Source organism: Serratia sp. DD3 (assembly GCF_000496755.2).
Map to the genome: position 1 here is coordinate 1 of NZ_AYKS02000076.1, position 22,628 is coordinate 22,628.

General features: G+C 50.3%; 18 protein-coding genes and 1 pseudogene. 12 read left to right on the forward strand and 7 right to left on the reverse strand.

The annotated features are described in order from the left end of the window. Nucleotides 1-379 precede the first annotated feature (379 nt). A complete protein-coding gene (gene hdfR, locus IO95_RS14905; RefSeq protein WP_023489251.1) occupies nucleotides 380-1,234 on the reverse strand; it encodes an HTH-type transcriptional regulator HdfR in 855 nt (284 codons plus the stop codon). 119 nt (nucleotides 1,235-1,353) lie between these two features. On the opposite strand from hdfR, the gene IO95_RS14910 reads away from it, so the two are divergent. Then, a complete protein-coding gene (locus tag IO95_RS14910; RefSeq protein WP_023489250.1) occupies nucleotides 1,354-1,692 on the forward strand; it encodes a DUF413 domain-containing protein in 339 nt (112 codons plus the stop codon). Nucleotides 1,693-1,718: 26 nt separating this feature from the next. Here the strand turns inward: IO95_RS14910 and IO95_RS14915 are convergent, their stop codons facing one another. Continuing rightward, nucleotides 1,719-3,242: a YifB family Mg chelatase-like AAA ATPase gene (locus IO95_RS14915; protein WP_023489249.1), complete on the reverse strand. Its 1,524-nt coding sequence runs from the start codon at nucleotides 3,240-3,242 to the stop codon at nucleotides 1,719-1,721. A gap of 381 nt (nucleotides 3,243-3,623) precedes the next feature. Between IO95_RS14915 and ilvL the strand changes: the two genes are divergently transcribed. The 7 genes from ilvL (at nucleotide 3,624) to IO95_RS14945 (ending at nucleotide 10,953) form a co-directional block, all read left to right on the forward strand. Next, nucleotides 3,624-3,722 carry an ilv operon leader peptide gene (ilvL, locus tag IO95_RS24240; RefSeq protein WP_071681478.1) on the forward strand — a complete coding sequence of 33 codons (99 nt, stop codon included), beginning with the start codon at nucleotides 3,624-3,626 and terminating at the stop codon, nucleotides 3,720-3,722. A gap of 138 nt (nucleotides 3,723-3,860) precedes the next feature. After that, complete coding sequence (gene ilvG, locus IO95_RS14920; RefSeq protein WP_023489248.1) at nucleotides 3,861-5,507, forward strand: acetolactate synthase 2 catalytic subunit; 1,647 nt, start codon at nucleotides 3,861-3,863, stop codon at nucleotides 5,505-5,507. Continuing rightward, nucleotides 5,504-5,761 (forward strand): acetolactate synthase 2 small subunit, encoded by a 258-nt coding sequence (ilvM, locus tag IO95_RS14925; RefSeq protein ID WP_023489247.1) that lies wholly within the window; start codon nucleotides 5,504-5,506, stop codon nucleotides 5,759-5,761. The genes ilvG and ilvM overlap by 4 nt, the downstream gene beginning before the upstream one ends. Nucleotides 5,762-5,782: 21 nt before the next feature. Continuing rightward, on the forward strand, nucleotides 5,783-6,709 hold the full coding sequence (locus IO95_RS14930) for a branched-chain amino acid transaminase (RefSeq protein ID WP_023489246.1): 927 nt from the start codon (nucleotides 5,783-5,785) through the stop codon (nucleotides 6,707-6,709). A 119-nt stretch (nucleotides 6,710-6,828) separates the two neighbouring features. Beyond that, nucleotides 6,829-8,679, forward strand: coding sequence for a dihydroxy-acid dehydratase (ilvD, locus tag IO95_RS14935; RefSeq protein ID WP_023489245.1), 1,851 nt, complete (start codon nucleotides 6,829-6,831; stop codon nucleotides 8,677-8,679). A 5-nt stretch (nucleotides 8,680-8,684) separates the two neighbouring features. Then, the gene (gene ilvA, locus IO95_RS14940; protein ID WP_023489244.1) at nucleotides 8,685-10,229 is read left to right on the forward strand and encodes a threonine ammonia-lyase, biosynthetic; all 1,545 of its coding nucleotides are present in this window, start codon (nucleotides 8,685-8,687) and stop codon (nucleotides 10,227-10,229) included. A 22-nt stretch (nucleotides 10,230-10,251) separates the two neighbouring features. Further along, complete coding sequence (locus IO95_RS14945) at nucleotides 10,252-10,953, forward strand: DUF2461 domain-containing protein (protein ID WP_023489243.1); 702 nt, start codon at nucleotides 10,252-10,254, stop codon at nucleotides 10,951-10,953. A gap of 14 nt (nucleotides 10,954-10,967) precedes the next feature. On the opposite strand, the gene ilvY is transcribed toward IO95_RS14945, so the two are convergent. After that, nucleotides 10,968-11,849 carry an HTH-type transcriptional activator IlvY gene (ilvY, locus tag IO95_RS14950; RefSeq protein ID WP_023489242.1) on the reverse strand — a complete coding sequence of 294 codons (882 nt, stop codon included), beginning with the start codon at nucleotides 11,847-11,849 and terminating at the stop codon, nucleotides 10,968-10,970. Between the two features lie 223 nt (nucleotides 11,850-12,072). Here ilvY and ilvC point away from each other — a divergent pair, with 223 nt between their 5' ends. Next, nucleotides 12,073-13,548 carry a ketol-acid reductoisomerase gene (ilvC, locus tag IO95_RS14955; protein WP_023489241.1) on the forward strand — a complete coding sequence of 492 codons (1,476 nt, stop codon included), beginning with the start codon at nucleotides 12,073-12,075 and terminating at the stop codon, nucleotides 13,546-13,548. Nucleotides 13,549-13,645: 97 nt separating this feature from the next. Here ilvC and IO95_RS14960 read toward each other — a convergent pair whose 3' ends face one another. From IO95_RS14960 to yhjD, 3 genes are all read right to left on the reverse strand, one after another. Next, nucleotides 13,646-14,578: a sugar kinase gene (locus IO95_RS14960; RefSeq protein WP_023489240.1), complete on the reverse strand. Its 933-nt coding sequence runs from the start codon at nucleotides 14,576-14,578 to the stop codon at nucleotides 13,646-13,648. Between the two features lie 387 nt (nucleotides 14,579-14,965). Next, nucleotides 14,966-16,288 (reverse strand): MFS transporter, encoded by a 1,323-nt coding sequence (locus tag IO95_RS14965; protein ID WP_023489239.1) that lies wholly within the window; start codon nucleotides 16,286-16,288, stop codon nucleotides 14,966-14,968. A 297-nt stretch (nucleotides 16,289-16,585) separates the two neighbouring features. Continuing rightward, complete coding sequence (yhjD, locus tag IO95_RS14970) at nucleotides 16,586-17,584, reverse strand: inner membrane protein YhjD (protein ID WP_023489238.1); 999 nt, start codon at nucleotides 17,582-17,584, stop codon at nucleotides 16,586-16,588. 292 nt (nucleotides 17,585-17,876) lie between these two features. Here yhjD and IO95_RS14975 point away from each other — a divergent pair, with 292 nt between their 5' ends. Beyond that, nucleotides 17,877-18,743: a crotonase/enoyl-CoA hydratase family protein gene (locus IO95_RS14975; RefSeq protein WP_023489237.1), complete on the forward strand. Its 867-nt coding sequence runs from the start codon at nucleotides 17,877-17,879 to the stop codon at nucleotides 18,741-18,743. An 88-nt stretch (nucleotides 18,744-18,831) separates the two neighbouring features. Here IO95_RS14975 and pdeR read toward each other — a convergent pair whose 3' ends face one another. Beyond that, nucleotides 18,832-20,826 (reverse strand): cyclic di-GMP phosphodiesterase, encoded by a 1,995-nt coding sequence (gene pdeR / locus IO95_RS14980; protein WP_023489236.1) that lies wholly within the window; start codon nucleotides 20,824-20,826, stop codon nucleotides 18,832-18,834. 622 nt (nucleotides 20,827-21,448) lie between these two features. Here pdeR and spy point away from each other — a divergent pair. Both spy and IO95_RS14990 read left to right on the forward strand, forming a co-directional pair. Beyond that, nucleotides 21,449-21,976 (forward strand): ATP-independent periplasmic protein-refolding chaperone Spy, encoded by a 528-nt coding sequence (gene spy / locus IO95_RS14985; protein WP_023489235.1) that lies wholly within the window; start codon nucleotides 21,449-21,451, stop codon nucleotides 21,974-21,976. Between the two features lie 393 nt (nucleotides 21,977-22,369). Beyond that, a pseudogene (locus IO95_RS14990) lies at nucleotides 22,370-22,628 on the forward strand (IS4 family transposase); the annotation flags it as partial.

Consider the following 22,628-nt stretch of genomic DNA (forward strand, 5'->3'; position numbering starts at 1 on the left):
GAGAGGCCATGGCAGAGACGTGGCTTTAAAGCGGGCAAGGACCTCAAAAACCGTTGATGAACTGACTTTCATCGTCAGCCCGATGCAACGGTTGGTCAGCTTCTGGTCGAACTTGAGCTGAAGGATCTTAAAACAGGTTTCCATAGAACTCCTGGCTTTTCTCTTTTTAGACATCGATGTCTCCATTGGCGTAAAAATCAGCCATGGAGACCGTGTAAGAAAGAGTTAATTCCCGGAGTGATCGGCAGGATGCCAAACCATGATCGGAGATGCGTGCCAAACCGTGATCGATTGTGATGCCAAATCGCGATCGGAGATGCATGCCAAATCATGATCGATTCGAATGCCAAACTGTGATCGATTCAGACGCCATTTTGCACTACTCAGCATTTGAATGAGCTTGGGTATCGCTGGCACTGTTTAAGGGTATTTCCAGTAGCTGAGAGATTAATGGCCGCTGATCACTGTTTTGCAGCCAGACGGCGTACAACGGACGAATAACCGGTGGGACCTTGGCAATCGCGATCAATTGTGGGTACTCTTGTTCCCACTGACTGGGAAGGAAAGCGCATCCCCCTGTGGTCTGCAGTAATTGGTAAGCCAAGTGTGCTGACGTGGTGGTAAGTACCGGCATATTATCGCCCTCCAGCATGTGACTTTGTTGCTGGTGAAAATCGGCTCCCCATTCCAGCTTGATGTAGGGCATCGGGGTTTGCTTGTTGTGTAATGCCGATGAAAATAGACGTAACGAGAAGTTCCCCATTAACTGGCTTGTCAACTCATCCATTTTTGGCGGTTCGGTGGTGATCAGTAAGTCGAGTTGCCTTTCATGGAGTTGTTTTACCAGTGAGTCGCGTAACGCTATCCTGGCTTCAAGCTGTAGGGCTTCACGCTGCTGGTAGAGTGATTGTAACCAAGGGGTCAAGCAGGCCTCCCAGAGCGCTGCTGTCGCACCTATCGACAGTTCAGTGTGCTGTAGCGATCTAACGACCTCTTTTTTTGCCAGTTGCCAGGTGTTCATCAGGTCTTCTGCGTAGGGTAACAATCGTTCCCCGGCGGGCGTCAGACGGATGTTATTACGGTGTCGGGTAAATAAATTCGTACCTAATTGATTTTCAAGCTGGCGGATACGAAAGCTTACCGCAGATTGCGTTAAGTATAGGGATTCCGCTGCTCGGCCAAAGTGACGCGTTCTACTGACCTCCAGAAAGGTTTTCAGTAATTCGGTATCCACACCCATCTCCAATTTTTTTTGTCGTTAAGATTTAAATGTTTTGTTTTACACAGTCTCAAGCCTATCTAATACTCCGCGCCATAAGTAGCAAGGCTATAAGAGAATTAGGAGCGTGTCAGATGGCGGATAGCTTCATCACGAACAATCGTTTTTTTGATAATAAACACTATCCTCGCGGGTTTTCCCGTCACGGCGATTTCACCATTAAAGAAGCGCAATTGCTAGAGCGCTTTGGGTATGCGTTCAATGAGTTGGATTCTGGTAAACGCCAGCCAGCGACCGAAGAGGAACAGCAGTTCGTTGCTGTGTGTCTTGGCGAGCGTGAACCGGTGACGGAACAAGAAAAAGTATGGTCGAAATATCTGGCGCGTATTCGTCGCCCGAAAAAATTCCATACCCTGTCTGGTGGCAAACCACAGGCTGATGCGGTAGAAGACTACACTGAAAGCGACGATTAATCATCATGGGGCCCTCGGCCCCATTTTTACGCCAGGCTACGGTGCAATTGTAGCAACAGGCGATCCATTCTGCGGTAGCTCAGCGCTTCACTGAGGTGGCGTTTATCGATATCTTTTTCCCCTGCCAAATCTGCCAGCGTGCGAGCCACTTTCAATATTCGATGCCAGGCACGAACTGATAATCCCAGTTTATTTAGCGTTTTTTCCAAAAACTCCGCATCTGCGGTGAGTAAATGACAATCGCGGTCTATTTCACGATTATTCAATAACGCGTTTACTTTCCCTGCACGCTCCAGTTGGCGCTCGCGTGCTTGTAATACTCGCTGCCGGACCTGCAGGCTGCTTTCCCCAGCATGGCGCTGCTTACCGAGCATACCTGGCGGTAATAGTGGTACTTCAATGGATAAATCAAATCGATCAAGAAAGGGGCCTGAGAGCCGCCCGAGGTAACGTAAGATCTGTTGTGGTGGTGTGCGGTTATGAACGCCTTGGTAGTGCCCGGTTGGGCTGGGGTTCATTGCGGCAATCAATTGTACCCTGGCAGGGAACCGCACTTTGGCCGCAGCACGTGAAATTATAATTTCACCGGATTCCAGGGGTTCACGCAATGCATCCAGTACCCGACGTTCGAATTCCGGTAACTCATCAAGAAACAGCACGCCATTATGGGCCAGCGATATCTCTCCGGGGCGTGGTAACGTTCCGCCACCAACCAATGCGGCCATTGATGCGCTGTGGTGTGGGGCACGAAATGGCCGTTGGTGCCAGGGTAAGGTTTCATCTGGGTTATGCAATAAACTGGCAATGGCGACGCTTTCCAGTGCCTCCTGGTCGCTTAATGGGGGTAATAGTCCATTAAGACGGCTAGCCAGCATGGTCTTGCCGGTACCTGGTGGGCCGAGCAGCAATAGGTTATGGCCACCCGCTGCCGCGATTTCCAGTGCTCGTTTAGCTTGTTCCTGGCCGATAACCTCCTGCAGGTCTGCACCTTCAGTGGAGATTGGGCTAGTAGGCTGCGCAACAGCGAATGCGAGTTCTTTTTTGCCCTGCAAGAATGCACAGACATCCAGTAAATGTTCCGCTACGCGGGTTTGGCTGTTTGGCAGGAGCCCGGTCTCTTTACCGTTAGCGGTGGCCAAAATCAGTTCGCGTTTGGCCTCAGTTGCCGCAATTGCGGCGGGAATGGCCCCGTAGACGGCGCGTAATGCACCGGTAAGCGCTAATTCGCCGAGGAACTCGTAATCGGCCAGCTTATCTTTGGGGAGCTGTTGTGACGCGGCGAGAATACCTAATGCAATAGGCAAGTCATAACGCCCCCCTTCTTTGGGGAGGTCAGCCGGGGCCAGGTTGATGGTGATGCGCTTAGCGGGGAAGGTGAACCCATTATTGATTAATGCACTGCGTACTCGATCACGGGCCTCTTTGACTGTTGTTTCCGGTAGGCCAACCAACGTGAGGCCAGGCAAGCCATTGCTGATATGAACTTCTACCATGACTGAGGGCGCCTGCACACCGATTATGGCGCGGGTATAAATGACTGCCAGTGACATATTATTCTCCTTGCTGATGGCAATATCATGCGCGATGTCTCAGGAGCTTGCTGTTGGCGTGTGATTAACTTGCGAAGTAACAGGAAATCAAAATTGATTTATTGCTGTGAGCTGCTAGGTTTTTTCTAAGCAGTTCGCATGTGAGGTCAGTCGCTAGCGGGTTTAGGGTTCGGCACTGTTGAGTTTTCACTATTGCCAGGTATTTTCGGGGGCAGGAATAGCAGGCCAGTATCCCGCTTTATTGATTGAATTTATGGCAGTTTTTATCCGGTGTTTTTAGTTTGAGTCGAATAATAGCGCAAAAAAAAGTTGCCATTTCACTCGTGACTGTGATAACTCTGTATACATTGGTTCAAGATGAATACAGTGAACAACTCGATTATGAAAGCCCTAGCCCAAGTGATTAGCCTAGTCGTGATTAGTGTGGTGGTGATTATTATCCCACCGTGCGGGGCGGCACTTGGACGAAGAAAGGCTTAGCAAACAAGCCGGAATCGCAAGATAACCCCCGTACCCAAAAGTTCGGGGGTTTTTTTATGCCGAAAGAAAAGGACATAAGGAGCAGAGGATGAGTCACAGAATAAACTGCACTTCCCACAGCAATGTGAGGAAACAGCCATGAATGGTGCCCAGTGGGTAGTTCAAGCATTGCGAGCTCAAGGTGTGGATACGGTATTCGGCTATCCGGGTGGGGCTATCATGCCGGTGTACGATGCGCTATATGATGGTGGAGTCGAACACTTGCTATGCCGTCATGAACAGGGGGCAGTGATTGCGGCGATTGGTTACGCCCGCTCCAGCGGTAAAGTGGGGGTCTGTATTGCGACTTCCGGCCCTGGGGCCACTAACCTGATCACCGGTTTGGCCGATGCGCTGCTTGATTCAGTACCGGTGGTCGCCATCACGGGACAGGTAGGTTCTGCGTTTATTGGTACCGACGCGTTTCAGGAAGTCGATGTTCTGGGTCTCTCTTTGGCTTGTACCAAGCACAGTTTTCTAGTGGAGTCGCTGGAAGCCCTGCCAGGTATTATGACGGAAGCTTTTGCCATTGCTACCAGTGGCCGTCCTGGCCCGGTGTTGATCGATATCCCCAAAGATATCCAATTAGCACAAGGTGATTTACCGCCTCATTTGAGCCCGGTGGAAGATACACTGGCGCAGCCCACCGCTGAACTGGCTGCTGCGGCACAATTGCTGACACAAGCGAAAAAGCCGATGCTGTATGTGGGGGGCGGAGTCGGCATAGCACAGGCAGTAGCGGAACTGCGCGAGTTCTCTGCTATTACACAAATCCCAACCGTGGTGACCTTGAAAGGCTTGGGGGCTGCAGATGCCAATTCTCCATACTACCTTGGCATGTTGGGTATGCACGGGACCAAAGCCGGCAACTTTGCTGTCCAGGAGTGCGATTTGTTGATTGCAGTTGGCGCTCGTTTTGATGATCGGGTGACCGGCAAGCTGAATACTTTCGCGCCCGAGGCCAAGGTGATCCATATGGATATTGACCCTGCGGAGATGAGCAAACTACGTCAGGCGCATGTTGCTCTACAAGGGGATTTGAAAAAATTGCTGCCGGTATTGCAGCAACCGTTGAATATCTCCCCTTGGCTGCAACGAATAGCGGAACTGAAAGAAACCCATCCTTGGCGCTATGATCACCCCGGCCAACCCATCTACGCCCCGCTGTTACTTAAACAATTGTCTGAACGTATGCCTGCTAACGCCGTCGTCACAACCGATGTGGGTCAGCACCAGATGTGGGCAGCACAGCACATGAGCTTCACGCGGCCAGAGAATTTCATTACTTCCAGTGGTCTGGGGACCATGGGCTTTGGTATTCCTGCGGCGGTGGGTGCCCAGATGGCGCGTCCGGAAGATACGGTGATCTGTGTCTCTGGAGATGGTTCTTTTATGATGAATGTGCAAGAGCTGGGGACGATAAAACGGAAACAGTTGCCGTTGAAGATTGTGTTACTGGATAACCAGCGTTTAGGGATGGTTCGCCAGTGGCAACAACTGTTTTTTGATGGACGTTACAGCGAAACCAACCTTTCCGATAACCCCGATTTTCTGATTCTGGCCAGCGCATTCGATATCCCTGGCCAACGCATTACCCGCAAAGATCAGGTTGCAGATGCACTTGACGCTTTATTTAACAGCCAAGGGCCTTATCTGTTGCAGGTTTCCATTGATGAACTTGAGAACGTCTGGCCATTGGTCCCGCCAGGTGCAGGTAACGAAACCATGTTGGAGAAAGTATCATGATGCAGCATCAACTCTCGATCCAGGCCCGCTTCCGCCCTGAAACATTAGAGCGGGTACTGCGCGTTGTACGTCATCGTGGTTTCCAGGTCTGCGCGATGAATATGGCAACAGAAATTAACGGCGACGAAATTAATATTGAATTGACAGTTGCCAGCCAACGTCCTGTAGATTTACTGTCATCCCAGTTAAGTAAGTTGATGGATATCTCCAGTGTTGAGATCCAGCAGCAAACCGCACAACAGATACGTGCCTGATGGCGCAAGAAGGAATAGAACATGACCAAGAAAGCCGATTACATTTGGTTCAATGGCGATATGGTTCCCTGGGCGGATGCCAAGGTACACGTAATGTCACATGCGTTGCATTATGGGACCTCGGTGTTTGAAGGTGTACGCTGCTATGATTCCTATCTGGGCCCAGTTGTCTTCCGCCATCGTGAACATATGCAACGCCTGCATGATTCGGCAAAAATTTATCGTATGCCAGTGGCGCAAACTGTCGATGAACTGATGGAAGCCTGCCGAGCAACACTGCGTAAAAACAATCTGGTGAGTGCTTATATTCGTCCGCTGGTGTTTATTGGTGATGTGGGGATGGGGGTCAATCCGCCAGATGGCTATAAAACTGACGTGATTATTGCTGCATTCCCTTGGGGGGCTTATCTGGGGGAGGATGCATTGGACCAAGGTATTAATGCGATGGTCTCTTCCTGGAACCGTGTGGCACCCAATACGCTACCTACCGCTGCTAAAGCCGGTGGCAACTATCTTTCCTCCTTGCTGGTGGGCAGTGAAGCACGCCGCCATGGTTATCAGGAAGGCATTGCACTCGATGTTCATGGCTATATCTCTGAAGGGGCGGGGGAGAACCTGTTTGAAGTAAAAGACGGTGTCCTGTTTACCCCGCCGTTTACCTCTTCCGCTCTACCGGGTATCACCCGTGATGCGATCATTAAACTGGCGCAAGATATGGGCCTTGAAGTCCGTGAACAGGTGCTTTCCCGCGAGTCGTTATATTTGGCCGACGAAGTGTTTATGTCCGGTACTGCGGCAGAAATTACCCCGGTACGTAGTGTGGATGGCATTCAGGTAGGGATCGGCAAGTGTGGCCCTATCACCAAACAGATCCAGCAGGCATTCTTTGGCCTGTTTACCGGCAAGACCGACGATAAATACGGCTGGTTGGATCCGGTGAATCAATAACAAACTGTCCGCCGCATCGTCAAGATGCCGGGGTTATACCCAAGTTGATGTCAGTGACGGCTTGTCGCCCTTTCGACGTCACTTGGGGATATAAATAATATATTTGGAGTAAAGAAAACATGCCTAAGTACCGTTCTGCCACCACCACCCACGGCCGCAACATGGCGGGAGCTCGCGCTTTGTGGCGCGCCACGGGGATGACCGACGCTGATTTCGGTAAACCGATTATTGCGGTGGTCAACTCCTTTACCCAGTTTGTTCCAGGCCATGTGCACTTGCGTGATCTGGGCAAATTGGTCGCGGAACAGATAGAAGCTTCTGGTGGGGTAGCCAAGGAATTCAATACCATCGCCGTGGATGATGGTATCGCTATGGGCCATGGTGGCATGCTTTACTCTCTGCCGTCCCGCGAGCTGATTGCTGATTCCGTGGAATATATGGTGAATGCTCATTGCGCTGATGCCATGGTGTGTATCTCTAACTGTGACAAGATCACCCCAGGAATGCTGATGGCCTCACTGCGCCTCAATATTCCGGTAGTCTTTGTTTCAGGTGGCCCAATGGAAGCCGGGAAAACCAAACTTTCAGACCAAATCATTAAGCTGGACCTGATCGATGCGATGATCCAGGGGGCTAACCCGAATGTCAGCGATGCTGACAGTGAACAAATCGAACGTTCTGCTTGCCCAACTTGTGGTTCCTGTTCGGGCATGTTTACCGCTAACTCAATGAACTGCCTGACAGAAGCGCTTGGCTTATCACTGCCGGGTAATGGGTCGCTGCTGGCGACTCACGCTGATCGTAAAGAGCTGTTCCTGAATGCGGGGCGGCGCATCGTTGATTTATGCAAACGTTACTACGAGCAAGATGATGCCAACGTACTGCCACGCAGTATCGCCAACAAGGCGGCATTCGAAAACGCCATGACGTTGGATATTGCCATGGGTGGCTCCACCAACACCGTTCTGCACTTGCTGGCAGCGGCGCAGGAAGGTGAGATTGATTTCACCATGGCGGATATAGACCGACTTTCCCGCAAGGTACCGCACTTGTGCAAAGTGGCACCCAGTACGCAAAAATACCATATGGAAGATGTGCACCGCGCTGGTGGTGTATTGGCGATTCTGGGGGAGTTGGATCGTGCCGGTTTGCTAAACCGTGATGTCAACAACGTCCTGGGGTTGAAGCTGCCTGAAGCATTGGAAAAATACGACATCGTGCTGACCAAAGATGATGCCGTGAAAAAGATGTTCCGCGCCGGGCCGGCAGGTATTCGTACTACTCAGGCATTTTCGCAGGATTGCCGTTGGGATACCTTGGATGATGATCGTGTTGAGGGTTGCATCCGCTCGCTGGAGAATGCGTTCAGCCTGGAAGGTGGACTGGCGGTGTTATTCGGCAATATGGCAGAAGATGGCAGTATCGTCAAAACCGCGGGTGTGGATAACGACAACCTGATATTCCGTGGGCCGGCAAAAGTGTATGAGAGCCAGGACTGTGCCGTTGAGGCTATCCTGGGGGGCAAAGTGGTGGCCGGTGATGTGGTGGTTATTCGCTACGAAGGGCCAAAAGGCGGGCCGGGCATGCAAGAAATGCTCTACCCGACAACCTATCTGAAGTCCATGGGGTTAGGTAAAGCCTGTGCGTTGATCACCGATGGTCGCTTCTCCGGTGGTACATCCGGTTTATCAATTGGTCACGTTTCTCCAGAAGCGGCCAATGGCGGCTTGATTGCGTTGATCGAAGAGGGCGACATGATCGACATTGATATTCCGCAACGCAGTATGGTGCTGGATGTCCCAGAGAGTGTCCTGGCGGCACGTCGTCAGGCGGAACTGGCTCGTGGTGACGCAGCCTGGACACCGAAAGCCCGTGAGCGTCAGGTGTCCTATGCGTTACGTGCTTATGCGTCGTTAGCGACCAGCGCTGATAAAGGTGCGGTCCGTGATAAAAGCAAGCTAGGAGGCTAATGACGATGGCGGTGTCTCAACCCTTACCCGAAGCTCCTTGTGGCGCGGAATATTTGCGAGCGGTTCTCCGCTCGCCCGTTTACGAGGTGGCGCAGGTTACCCCGTTAGAGCCAATGGACAAAATCTCTTTACGCCTTGGTAATACCATTCTGGTCAAGCGTGAGGACCGCCAGCCAGTGCATAGCTTCAAGTTGCGTGGGGCCTATGCGATGATTGCCAGCCTGAATGATGAGCAAAGAGCCCGTGGTGTTATCACGGCTTCTGCGGGTAATCATGCGCAAGGGGTGGCGTTTTCCGGTAACCGTCTGGGGATCCGTACCCTTATTGTGATGCCAGTCGCCACCGCTGATATCAAAGTTGATGCGGTGCGTGGTTTCGGTGGTGAAGTGCTGTTGCATGGCGCCAATTTTGATGAAGCCAAAACCAAGGCGATTGAACTTGCCGAGCAACAGGGTATGACTTTTGTCCCCCCCTTTGATCATCCGGCGGTGATTGCCGGGCAGGGTACGCTGGCCATGGAGTTGTTGCAGCAGGATGCCCATCTGGATCGGGTTTTCGTACCGGTTGGTGGCGGCGGCTTGGCCGCTGGGGTGGCAGTACTGATCAAACAGTTGATGCCACAAATCAAAGTGATTGGCGTGGAGGCAGAAGATTCTGCCTGTTTGCGTGCTGCATTGGATGCGGGTCACCCGGTTGATCTGGCGCGTGTTGGCCTGTTTGCCGAAGGGGTCGCTGTAAAACGTATAGGTGATGAACCCTTCCGTTTGTGCCGTGAGTATCTCGATGATGTGATCACCGTTGATAGTGACGCTATCTGTGCTGCGGTGAAAGATCTGTTCGAAGATGTGCGAGCGGTTGCTGAGCCCTCGGGAGCTTTGGCGTTGGCGGGGTTGAAGAAGTATGTGCAGCAGCACCATATTCAGGGTGAACGGCTGGCGCATGTTCTTTCTGGTGCCAATGTGAATTTCCACGGCCTGCGTTATGTCTCTGAACGTTGCGAATTAGGTGAACAGCGTGAAGCTCTGTTGGCCGTGACCATCCCCGAGCAGAAAGGGAGCTTTCTGAAGTTTTGTCAGTTATTGGGCGGTCGCTCAGTAACCGAGTTTAACTACCGTTACGCGGATGCTCGCAACGCCTGTATCTTTGTCGGGGTCCGATTGACCCGAGGGCGTGTTGAGCGCCAGGAGATCATTGATCTGTTAAACCATGGGGGTTATCAGGTGGTGGACCTGTCTGATGATGAGATGGCGAAACTGCATGTACGCTATATGGTGGGCGGCCGCCCGACAAAACCGTTGCATGAGCGGTTGTACAGTTTCGAATTCCCGGAATCGCCAGGGGCACTGCTTAAGTTTTTGCAAACCTTGGGGACTTACTGGAATATTTCCCTGTTCCACTATCGTAGCCACGGTACTGACTTTGGCCGCGTACTGGCAGGTTTTGAGCTTTCCCAAAACGAGCCGGAGTTTGAACAACATCTGACCGCCTTGGGTTACGATTGCCACAATGAAACCAATAACCCGGCATTCAGTTTCTTTCTGCAGGGATAACATCTAAAGCAAGGACAGCAATATGACCAGTGAATTCACCGGCTTTAGCCAGCAAGGGCTGAATTTTCTGCAACAGGTGCGAATCGAGAATGATAAAGCGTGGTTTGACGCTCATCGAGATGTCTATGACCAGGAGTTATTAATGCCGTTTCGTCAGCTGGTGGCTGCCCTTGCGCCGACGATGTTGATGATTGACCCACAGTTTGAAACGCGCCCAGCCATTGGCAAAACGCTGTCGCGCATCCACCGTGACACGCGTTTTTCCCATGATAAATCCCGTTACCGTAGCCGTCTGTGGTTAACGTTCAAGCGTGCCAGCAAGGACTGGAAGGATGCTCCCGCCTATTTCTTCGAGTTGGGTCCAGATATGCTGCGCTATGGGTTGGGTTATTATTGTGCCAACAAACCGACGATGGATCTGTTTCGCCATACGCTACAACGCCGGCCACAGCAGTTTTTAGGCGCAGCTGAGTGTTGCCGAGCGCCGTTTGAGCTGGTGGGGGAAAGCTACAAACGCCCACTGGTCAAAGATCAGGCGGCAGATATTGCCACCTGGTATAACCGTAAATCCTTTGCGGTCATGGTCACCGACGTTCAAGTAGAGAAACTGTTCAGCGCTGAATTGGTTTCCCTCTTGGCGCAAGGTTTCCAGCAATTGGAGCCGCTTTACCAGTGGTTGATGCAGGTGGAGGCGATGAAACAGATCTCGCCAGAAGACTTATAGCTCCCCATCACCCTTCACAGTAAATGCCAAAACGCCTCAATCAGTGGTTCGTTAAGGCGTTTTTTCTGCACACAGACCCCCAGTTCGAATGGTTCAACCATCGAAACATTCCCCAAGAGAGAAATACGGTTGCGCACCGGTTCTGGGCTGTTATCGACCACTACGCCAGGGATCAAGGCGATGCCGCAACCTAATGCCACCATGGAGACAATCGCTTCATGCCCCCCCACCGTAGCGTAGATCAATGGGTTGGTGATGTGCTGGCGGCGGAACCACAGTTCAATCCGTTTTCGTGAGGGGCCGTGTTCAGGCAGGATAAAGGGGATATTGGCCCAGTCTGGTTGTTCGGCAAAAGCCTGGGTACGCACAGTACAGGGGAGTGCCGGTGCAATCAGGACCAGCGGGATCTCACCGATTTGGGTGAACGCCACGCTGGTCGGTAACGTTTCTGGTCGGCCAGCGATACCGAGATCAGCTTCATTAGATTGCACTTTGTCTACCGCATCGGCGGCATCACCGGTGGTTAACTTAATTTCTACCAGTGGGTGTTTCGCGCGGAAGCGATCAAGGATCGGCGGCAGGTGGCTGTAAGCAGCAGTGACTGAACAGAATAGACGCAGTTCGCCACTTAACGACGGGCCATGTTGCCCAATAGCATGTTTTAATTGCTGATATTGTAGTAGTGTTTGTTGGGCGAAAACTTTTAGCTGTTCACCCGCATCGGTCAATTGCACGGTGCGGTTGTCTCGTAAAAACAGTGGTTGCCCAAGGAATTCCTCCAACCGCTGGATCTGGCGAGAGAGCGTGGAGGGGCTGACGTGCATGGCTTTGGCAGTTCGACCAAAGTGATGACTTTCAGCAAGATGCAGGAACAGTTTTAGGTCACGTAAGTCCATATCAGTACACTCGCAGCAGAAACCTTGCATAAATTGCAATATCACATTCGTAATATATCAATTTAAGCAATGCAATTCCTGTTATACAGTGAACTCAATCGCCCCCGCACTACGGTACGGGGATAAAAACCTAGACCCTATGGATTTCCCTTTTAGCTGATGGCGTTACCACAGCCAGGGGAAAGACAAGGGGAACAAGACAAAATTTAACCGGAGTAGCACGATGGCTAACTATTTCAACACATTGAACCTGCGTCAGCAGTTGGCGCAATTGGGTAAGTGCCGTTTTATGGGCCGTGACGAATTTGCTGATGAAGCGGGTTACCTGAAAGGGAAAAAAGTGGTGATTGTCGGGTGTGGCGCACAGGGTCTGAACCAGGGTCTGAACATGCGTGATTCAGGTTTAGACATCGCCTATGCCTTACGTAAAGAAGCTATCGATGAGAAACGTGCCTCATGGCGTAAAGCGAGCGAGAATGGCTTCAAGGTCGGTACTTATGAAGAACTGATCCCACAAGCCGATCTGGTGATCAACCTGACTCCAGACAAGCAGCACTCTGCTGTGGTGCGTGCGGTACAGCCATTGATGAAGAATGGTGCGGCACTGGGTTACTCCCATGGGTTCAACGTGGTTGAAGTGGGTGAGCAGATCCGTAAGGACATCACGGTAGTGATGGTTGCTCCTAAGTGCCCAGGTACTGAAGTCCGTGAAGAATACAAGCGTGGTTTTGGTGTGCCAACCCTGATTGCTGTTCACCCGGAAAATGATCCTAAAGGTGAAGGGATGGCCATTGCCAAGGCATGGGCTGCGGCGACTGGCGGCCACCGTGCCGGGGTGCTGGAGTCTTCCTTCGTTGCTGAGGTCAAATCTGACCTGATGGGTGAGCAGACCATTCTGTGCGGTATGCTGCAAGCCGGCTCACTGCTGTGCTTCGACAAGCTGGTGGCTGAAGGTACTGATCCTGCTTATGCAGAAAAACTGATTCAGTTTGGTTGGGAAACCATCACCGAAGCGTTGAAGCAAGGCGGGATCACATTGATGATGGATCGCCTGTCCAACCCGGCAAAACTGCGTGCTTATGCGCTGTCTGAGCAGTTGAAGGGCATTATGGCGCCATTGTTCCAAAAGCATATGGATGACATTATCTCTGGTGAATTCTCCAGCGGTATGATGGCTGACTGGGCAGCAGACGATGTCAAACTGCTGACCTGGCGTGAAGAAACCGGTAAAACAGCGTTTGAAACTGCGCCGCAGTTTGCTGGCAAAATCAGTGAACAAGAGTATTTCGATAACGGCGTGTTGATGGTTGCTATGGTGAAGGCCGGGGTTGAGCTGGCTTTCGAAACCATGGTTGATTCCGGCATTATCGAAGAGTCTGCTTACTACGAATCACTGCACGAGCTGCCACTGATTGCTAACACTATCGCACGTAAGCGTCTGTATGAAATGAACGTGGTTATCTCTGATACCGCAGAATATGGTAACTATCTATTCTCTTATGCGGCAGTGCCATTGCTGAAAGAGTTTATGACTACCCTGCAAGCGGGTGATTTGGGCAAGCCAGTGGCGGGTACTGCCGTTGATAATGCGCAGTTACGTGATGTGAACGAAGCCGTGCGTAATCACCCAATCGAGTCTATTGGCCGCAAACTGCGTGGCTATATGACCGATATGAAGCGTATTGCGGTTGCAGGCTAACCTTCAGCTATCATGATCTATGCTGTCGCATTTGAGGCAGTATAAATAACAAGGCCAGCATCATTGCTGGCCTTATCTATTTTCAGATAACAGAAAGTTACTGTGGCATGGCTTCAAGGGGAATGATGGCCCCACGGTATTGGATCACGGTGCTAGCGGTCAGGTGACCGCGTTTGGCGGCACTAACGACATCACCACCGGTCAAGCGCACTGCCAGATAACCGGCGCTGAAGGAGTCCCCTGCCGCTGTAGTATCAATGACCTTCTCTTTGGGCAATTTGACTGCTGGCACATCATCAGCCTTACCCTCTGCACTGAACACCAGGCAAGAATCCGCCCCGCGTTTAATCACGATTTCGCTGACACCAAAGCCGCGGGTACGGTTCACCACCTGCTCAACCGGTTGTTGGCCCCACAGTAAATCTTCATCATCCAACGTCAGGAAAGCGATATCGGTACAAGAGAGGACATCACGATAAACTTGTTGAGTCTCTTCCTTGCTTTGCCACAGGCGTGGTCGGTAGTTGTTATCGAAAATCACTTTGCCGCCATTGGCGCGGCATTGGCGTAACAAGGCCAACAGTTTTTCCCTGCTGGCAGGGTTAAGAATCGCGACGCTGATACCACTGAGGTAAAGGTAATCAAATTTTGCTAATTGCGCGCACAAGCTCTCTGCTTGTGGGCTATCTAGCCAGTAACGGGCGGCAGCATCATTACGCCAGTAATAGAAGGTGCGTTCACCGCTGGCGTCAGTTTCGATGAAATACAGCCCAGGCAGTTTATTGTCCAACTGCTGTACCAGCTCGGTTTTCACCTGCTCCTGTTGCCAGGCTTGTAGCATTTCCCGGCTAAAACTATCAGTACCCACTGCGGTGACATAGTGGACGTTCAGTGCTTGTTGTGGCACCTGACGAGCGATATAAACGGCGGTATTAAGCGTGTCACCACCAAATCCGCGGCTGAGGTCAGCGCCTTTTTGCGACAATTCGATCATGCATTCGCCAATAACGGCGAGGTTTTTGCTGTTCATGAGAATTCCTGGTTTCACAATGAGTCTGGTTGAGGCTATGGCTATAGTCTCAACGTAAGGCAGAATCGAGTCAATAGAAATAAAACACCGTTTTAATCGCTTTATGAGCCTGATCAGAAAACCCGTTGATGGGGTACCTATATCATCATCACCTTTCACATTGCGAGTGTTTTAACCGTAGGTCTTTTCAGATTTATTGACGGGTAGCTGGTTTGAAAGGAACACTCAGAGGCTAATAGAAAGGTGCAGCAACCAGCGCATTGAATAGGCTGTTTCAGCGCTGTTCCAAATGTAACTCGGTCATTACCGCTATGAATGAAAAGTGAGTCTTGTCTGTTTGCGAAAACCGGGTAATCAATGGCCCCTGCAGCAGGGGCCAAGATAATATTACAACGACTTATGCCGGGTTTCTTTTAGTACCAGCAGTGCGATCAGTGTCAGGCTAGCCATCGCCGCCAAATACATCCCCACATAAAACAGCCCAAAATTATTGCCCAACCAGGTGGCAATGTAAGGGGCTACCGAAGCACCGAGAATAGAGGCGACATTATAAGAGAATGATGCACCGGTGTAGCGTACCTCGGTGGGGAACAGCTCTGGTAGTAATGCACCCATAGGCCCGAAGGTCAGGCCCATCAGGCTTAATCCAAGGAGTAGGAAAGCCATGACCAGTACCTGATTACCAGAGCCTAACATGCTTGGGAATAAGAAGGAGAAACCGATCATCATCAGTGTAATGGTGATCATCGTTTTACGGCGACCAAAGGCATCAGCCAAAAGACCGGCAATCGGCACCATAACGCCAAAACCAATGACGGCGACCATCAGCATCCACAGGAAGGTATTGCGTGAATAACCCAGCCCTAAAGGTTCGGGGGTGGTACCGAAGGTCATTGAATAAACGGTCATCAAATAGAACAGGGTATAGGTAGCCAACATGATGAAGGTACCGAGAATGGTGACTTTCATATGTTTGGTCAGCAAGGTCCCGAGAGGGATTTTTACCTGTTTGCCCGCTTTGGCCGCCTTGGTAAACACCGGTGTTTCATGCAGAGACATACGTACATAAAGGCCAACGATGACCAGGGCGGCAGAAAGAATAAACGGTACTCGCCAACCCCAGGTCATAAATTGCTGGTCAGTCAATATCCAGGAAAGCAGCAGGAATGTACCGTTAGCGAAGAAAAAGCCGATAGGTGCACCCAGTTGTGGGAATGAACCATAGAGTGCGCGCTTGTGTGGTGGCGCATTCTCGGTGGCTAACAGCGCTGCCCCGCCCCATTCTCCCCCCAGACCCAATCCTTGGCCGAAGCGGGCCAGTGCCAGCAGAATCGGGGCGAAGATGCCAATGGTTTCATAAGTGGGTAACAGGCCGATGAATACGGTAGAAATCCCCATGGTCAGTAGCGAGGCAACCAAGGTGACTTTGCGCCCGACGCGATCACCGAAGTGGCCAAACAGGGCAGAACCGATGGGGCGTGCAATAAAGGCGATGGCGAAGGTTGCCAATGATTGCAAGGTGGCAGCCGCAGGGTCGCCTTGTGGGAAGAAAATATGAGGAAATACGATTACTGCCGCTGTGGCATAGATATAGAAATCGAAGAACTCAATGGCAGTACCGACCAGAGAGGCGACAAGCACTTTTCCCCGGGAGTTAACGGGTACAGCGGTTTCTTCTGTATCCAGAGTTGTGGTTGTGGAGGGTTGCATAGTTATTTCTTAAAATAATTTTTAAAGTTTGAAGGGCCATCTTAGTCATAGCAAAATCCCTTTTCAACGGCAGAAATAATAGTCGCTCAGTCAATACAGGTTAAAAAGTCCAATGTCTTAAAAGAGAGCACATCTATAGTTTTAACGTTGGATAAGCTCGCCATTGTTAGGAATAAACGCTGGTAAAAGGGGAAAGAAAAGTGAGGAAGTAGTTTGTTATGCTATTTCCCCCACTCAAGCTGATTAAAACGGCATTCAGCACACTGCGATTGGCATCAATTTGGCCAACACCGGTGTTCACTTTACCTGCGGTGGTGTTTTATTTTTTGGGTATTGCGCCGTAGCAATCCAGGCGGCACAAAACAGTGTTAAGCGTGCGAAGAAGTAAAAGAACGCCATCAACCCAATGACCGAACCAAAGGCTGCGCCAGAAGGGGACCTGGCCACTTGAGGGAGCGTCATCGTCATTACAAACTTAATGACTTCGAAACCGATAGCGGCGATCAGCGTACCGCGTAACAGCGCTTTTTTCTCAGGTTTATGGCGCGGTAGCATCCAGAAGATCCAAAGAAATAACAGGTAATTGGCAAAGATTGAGATAGACAGGGCAATGAGCGTCATCGCTGGCCGTAACCACTCAATGTCATCCAGCCCCAGTAAATGCACGATAGTCGCCTGGGCAGAACCGGCGATAGAGGTCAGTGATAGCGTCACCATTAATGCCACCACCAGACCAGTAAGGGAAACAAAGTCACGCATGTAGCGGAAATAGAATTTTTCCTGATCCTGTGAGCGGCGTTGCCAAGTGTCACATGACTGGGCGCGGATCGCTTCACGCAGGTTACCCATCCAACTGACACCTGAATAGAGCGCCAGCGCCAAACCTGTCAGGCCCACCGTAGTACGTTGCTGGATTGCTGTGTTCACGGTGTTTTTCAAGGTATTGGCAAGGCTAGGGTCACTGATGCTATTGGCGATTTTATTGATCAGTTCCGCCAGTAGGTCGGGATTGGAGGCCAATACAAAACCGACAGCAGCAAATGAGACCATCAGGATGGGGATAAGAGAGAGAAAAGAGAAATAGGTAATGGCCGCACCGAATTGGCTACCCATGCGATCGTTAAATCGATCCGTGGCACGCAACAGGTGAGCGATGCTGTGCCAGGTTTTAACACGCTCCAGCAAAGAGAAAAATCCAGCAAGACCACCATCTGCTTTTCGATGGGGAATTTGGGGGGCGCTTGGTGACTTCTCTGTGGTTTTGTGTGGTGGCTTAGGGGTTGATCCGATAGACATTGTGTAGTGATGTCCTTAGCAACAAATGATACGACATTGCTTTGATTATACTCGCGATACTTTAATTTTCAGCATGGTTGGTCAATTCTTGTGACGAATAGTGCGGCAAAAACTTAAGCAATGCAAAACTATTCCCTTCATCTAAATTCCTTCAATTTTTATCTAGTTAACCAGCAGGAAAGCGTCTACTCATCTTATGGCGCAGTGTTTTTCAAGTTGTTGCTGCGCCTACTGCAGCCATAACGGCTGAAACGATTATTACCTGTTATCAATAGATAGAAAGGAAGGTCCTATGAAATTGTTTAATCATCCAAACTGCCGCCCATTTACTGAAGCGGGCAATCTGTCACAACTCTCTGCTTATTATGAAGAGGAGCGGCATATTATGTGGATGTTATTACGAGCTGAACCGCGCCCCTGTTTTAACCAGAAACTGATTGAGGACATCATGACGTTGGCGCGGGTGGCGCAAGAGTCGACACTGCAGTTCGACTTCTGGGTGACGGGGTCGTTGGTGCCGAATATGTTTAATGTCGGCGGGGATTTGAACTTCTTTGCCGAGTCGATCAAAAACAATCAACATGAAGCCATGATGGCTTATGCACGGGCCTGTATTGATTGCGTTCATGCTGCGGCTCGTGGTTTTGATACTGGAGCCGTAACTATCGCGATGGTGGAAGGAAGTGCGCTAGGTGGAGGGTTTGAAGCGGCACTGGCACACCATTTTGTATTGGCGCAGAACAACGCACGCATGGGGTTCCCAGAGATCGCCTTCAATCTGTTTCCGGGTATGGGTGGTTATTCACTGGTTACGCGTAGGGCTGGGATGCGTCTGGCAGAAGAGTTGATCTGGAAGGGGGAATCTCACACCGCCGAATGGTTTGAAAGCCGTGGACTGGTGGACCAATTGTTTCAACCCGGGGATGCCTATATGGCAACCCGAACTTTTATTGATACCATCCGACCTAAACTCAACGGTATGCGTGCCATGCTGCGTGCTCGTCAGCGAGTGCTCCAACTGACCCGTTCCGAACTGATGGATATTGCGGAGGATTGGGTACACTCAACCTTTACCATTGAAGAGAAGGACCGGGTATATATTGAACGGCTGGTCACCCTGCAGGATCGGCATGCACTTAGCTTGCGTCGCGTTGGTTAACCTTTATAGCCAAGTTTATTCAAGTGACAGCTAAGTGGTAACAACGCCTTCTGGCGCTTGAAAGATGATGGCAATAATCCCGCCCGCATCACTGTGCTGGTGATTGCGGGCGATACGATTGCAACCACGCCTCAAACTGCTCAGGAGGCATTGGCCGTGCAAACAAAAAGCCCTGTTTTCCATCAACGCCAACACTATCGAGGAATTGGCTCTCACTTTCGGTTTCCACGCCTTCGGCAATCACTTTGAACTGCAGCGCCTCTGCTGCTGCAACAATGGCTCGTATTAATGATTGCGCCACTGGGTTCAGATCGACGCCGCGGACAAAACTTTGATCCAATTTAATGGCATCAAGAGGGATACGTGCAAGTTGCGCCAGGGAAGAATAGCCGGTACCAAAATCATCCAGGTGTACTTGTGCGCCTAACGTTCTTAATTGAGTGATGACCTCGCGTACTCGGTTTTCATCATCAATCAGGCTGCTTTCTGTCAACTCAAAGTCCAGCGTGCAGGGTGAAAGTTGGTTTTCCTTTTGTACCCGAACAAAGTCATCAACGACACTATCATCAACTAATTGCCGGGCAGAAAGATTAACCGCGACGCGTATATTCAGGCCTTGCTGTTGCCACTTGGCGGCTTGTTTAGCCGCAGTTTCCAGTACCCAGCGGCCCAAAGGGGCGATTAACCCAGACTCTTCCGCATAAGAGATAAACTGTAGCGGTGAGATTAAGCCACGTTCGGGGGAATCCCAGCGAACCAAGGCTTCTACGCTGCATACATCACCGCTGCGTGCGTTGATCTTTGGTTGGTAATATACCACCAACTGATTTTGCTCCAGCCCTTTGCGTAGATTGGTATCCAGCCACATATATTCAGCTACTCGCTGATTCATTTCGGGGGAGAAAACAGTAAAGGTCCGTTTACCACTCTCTTTAGCCACGTACATCGCGGTATCGGCACTCCGGATCAGGCTGTCCAGGTCGTGTCCGTGCTCTGGGCACAAGGCGATGCCGATAGAACAACCGGTATAAACTTCGATCAGCCCAATGTGGAAGGGTTTTTTCAGCCGTTCAATAATCCGTAGGGCCAGTTCTTCCAGCAGCAACTGATCAGCTTTAGATACCAGTACCAAAAACTCATCTCCCCCCAAGCGGGCGAGAGCTTCCCCGTGATTAAGGCAACTGAGAATAGAGTGGGAAACTTCAACCAGTAAACGATCACCAAACATGTGACCATAGGCATCATTCACTTTTTTAAAGTTGTCGAGGTCCAAATAGACCAGCCCGACGCTGCTGTCACCACGTTCGTTAACCGCCCGAGCAATGAGATCCTGAATCGCGTTACGGTTTGGCAGACCGGTGAGAGTATCGGTATTGGCCAGCACCCGTAGATGCTCCCGGGCCCGGCGCTCTTCCGTGATGTCTGTGCCGGAACAAATCAGGAAAACCTCTTTTTTCCCACTGCCACTGTGGACAAATTTATTACGAAACAGGAATAACCGTTCGCCTTTAACGGTTTTGATCAAGCGTTCTACTTCATAAGATGAGCCGTTACGAAAGAAACCTTGAATGTTACGGCGTGACACTTTGGCCTCTTCGGGGCTCATAAACAACTGGAAGACATTTTTGCCGACCACATCTTGTTCTTGCAAACCGGTATATTCTTCACTCAGGCGGTTAAAGCGCTGGATTCGCCCATGTTGGTCAACGATCACAATCACGGAGTTGGCTTCTGAAACCACTTGTTCGGCAAATGACAAACCGTGTTCCAGGTCTCGTGCCACCGCCTGCGTATCGGTATAAGCTGAAGCGGTTCCCCCCCATTCGAATTTATTGATTCGCCGCCCGACCAAGTGCAGATGAATAGGTTCGCCGGCAAGTTGAATAGTGAGATCCAGACTGGCGGTGACCCCACTCAGACGGCGGATTTTCGCTGCATCCAGGTCGCTAAGGGCTACTGCGATATGTGTTTTACCTTTAACAGCGGTTAACGCTAGCGCATTACTGTCGAACGTCAGGTGCCAATAGGGGCTGCTAGTGCCAAAATGAACGTTGAGTAGCATGGGGCCCTGGTCTGCGAACATGATCCTTCCTTAAAAAGCGGGAGTGCGGGGGCAGCGATTAACAATATAGACTCAAATTTGTACAAGTCATAGCCAGCCAACGATAAGCAGTTTGAATGATTTAAAGTATAGACCCAAGTTGATTCAAGTTGCAGAGGATTTGAACCATGACTCGGCTGGTTGATGGTGGCATCTTGCTTGGCAGCTTGGCTATCAGTGTCTAACGCGATCAGCGGTCTCAAATCGCTTACTTTTGGGCAGCGTTTTTGTTGCTTGCTCAAATTATGGGGTTTATCTGGCATGGTTCTGTTTATCTGACATGTTTCTGTTTCTTTGGCATAGTTCTGTTGCCGTTTATCGGCGAGTTGCATAAACTGGGCTCTAATTATATAAAGCCAGCCTAATAACTCACACATTATTCATAATTTATCCATAATTGACCGATAAAGTGATTTTTGATTTTAATATATTTACACTCCATTAGGTTACTCTATATTCGTCGGTATATTATTATTTCACGACAACTGCTCTATTGCTTTTCTGAATTTTGAACGTGTTTATATACCCAATGTGAATAGTATGGTTGGTGAGCGATGTTGATAAACAACGCCCCAGATAAAAGGCAAATTTTAAGGAAATAATTATGCGTAAACTGACTGCTTTATTTATCGCTTCTACTTTGGCTTTTGGCGGCACCACGATGGCCTTTGCGGCTGATGATGCCACGGCCCCTACGGCTGCTACCGCCGCACCTGCTACAGATACCGCACCAACGAAAATGATGCGCCATAAAGGGCACGGCAAAGAAGGGCATGGTAAAGGAGGTTTGTTTGCGGGGCTGAACTTGACGGAGCAGCAACGCCAACAAGTACGCGATATCATGAAGGAATCGCAGCAAAATTTCAGCCAAGAAGCGAAAGGTCAGCGCCAGGCATTGCACAGTCTGGTGGCTTCCGAGAGTTTTGATGAGGCCAAAGTAAAAGCAGAAATTGATGCCATCAGCAAAGTGCATACTGAGCGGATGCTGCAGCGTGCTAAAGCGGAAAACAAAGTCTATAACCTGCTGACTGCCGAGCAGAAAAAGCAATATAACGAGAATTATCAAAAGCGCGAACAGGAAATGATGGAGCATATGGAAAAAATGAAAGAGAAGCGGTCTGCTGATCAATAAATAGATATTTAATAACGCTACGTTATATAACTAGATAAAACAGGATCCCATGTGGATCCTGTTTTTTTATCAGTTATACACTTATTATCGTATGGTGGCTTGTGGCCTCACGGCACCCTGTTCAATTGCCGAATATGTCGATTTGAAGAGACCTCTCTGGAATAGACTGAGACGCATCTACTACAGTGTTAGGTTCACCTGTAGCGGTAAAGTTGATGAAAGCGCTTAATATTATCAGCTGTCAGCAGCCAGGGCATCGCTATAAGAAGGCGTCTAAGATACACGTGAGACCTCTAATTATCCTTAGCCATCCCCTCATATGAGCAAGGCATGGCAAGGCTTCTGAGGTATGATCTCCGTTCTTGACCAGCTAATAGCGAGCAGACAGCCTCCATGCTTAACCACGAAATAATTCTTAACCACATTGATGACATATTCGGACAGGACATGCATGCCAAGCGTGTCTTGTCGCTCGCCAATGCAACCCACGGGGTTATTGAGTCGGGGTCATTGGCCATCCATGCCATTGGCAATGGCCTCTCTTTGGCCAGCGGCCTTGAGCGAAAGCACGCCGTCAAGCAGGTGGATAGACTGCTCACCAACACAAAGCTCAATGTCTGGAGCTTGTTTGATGATTGGGTTCCCTATGTGG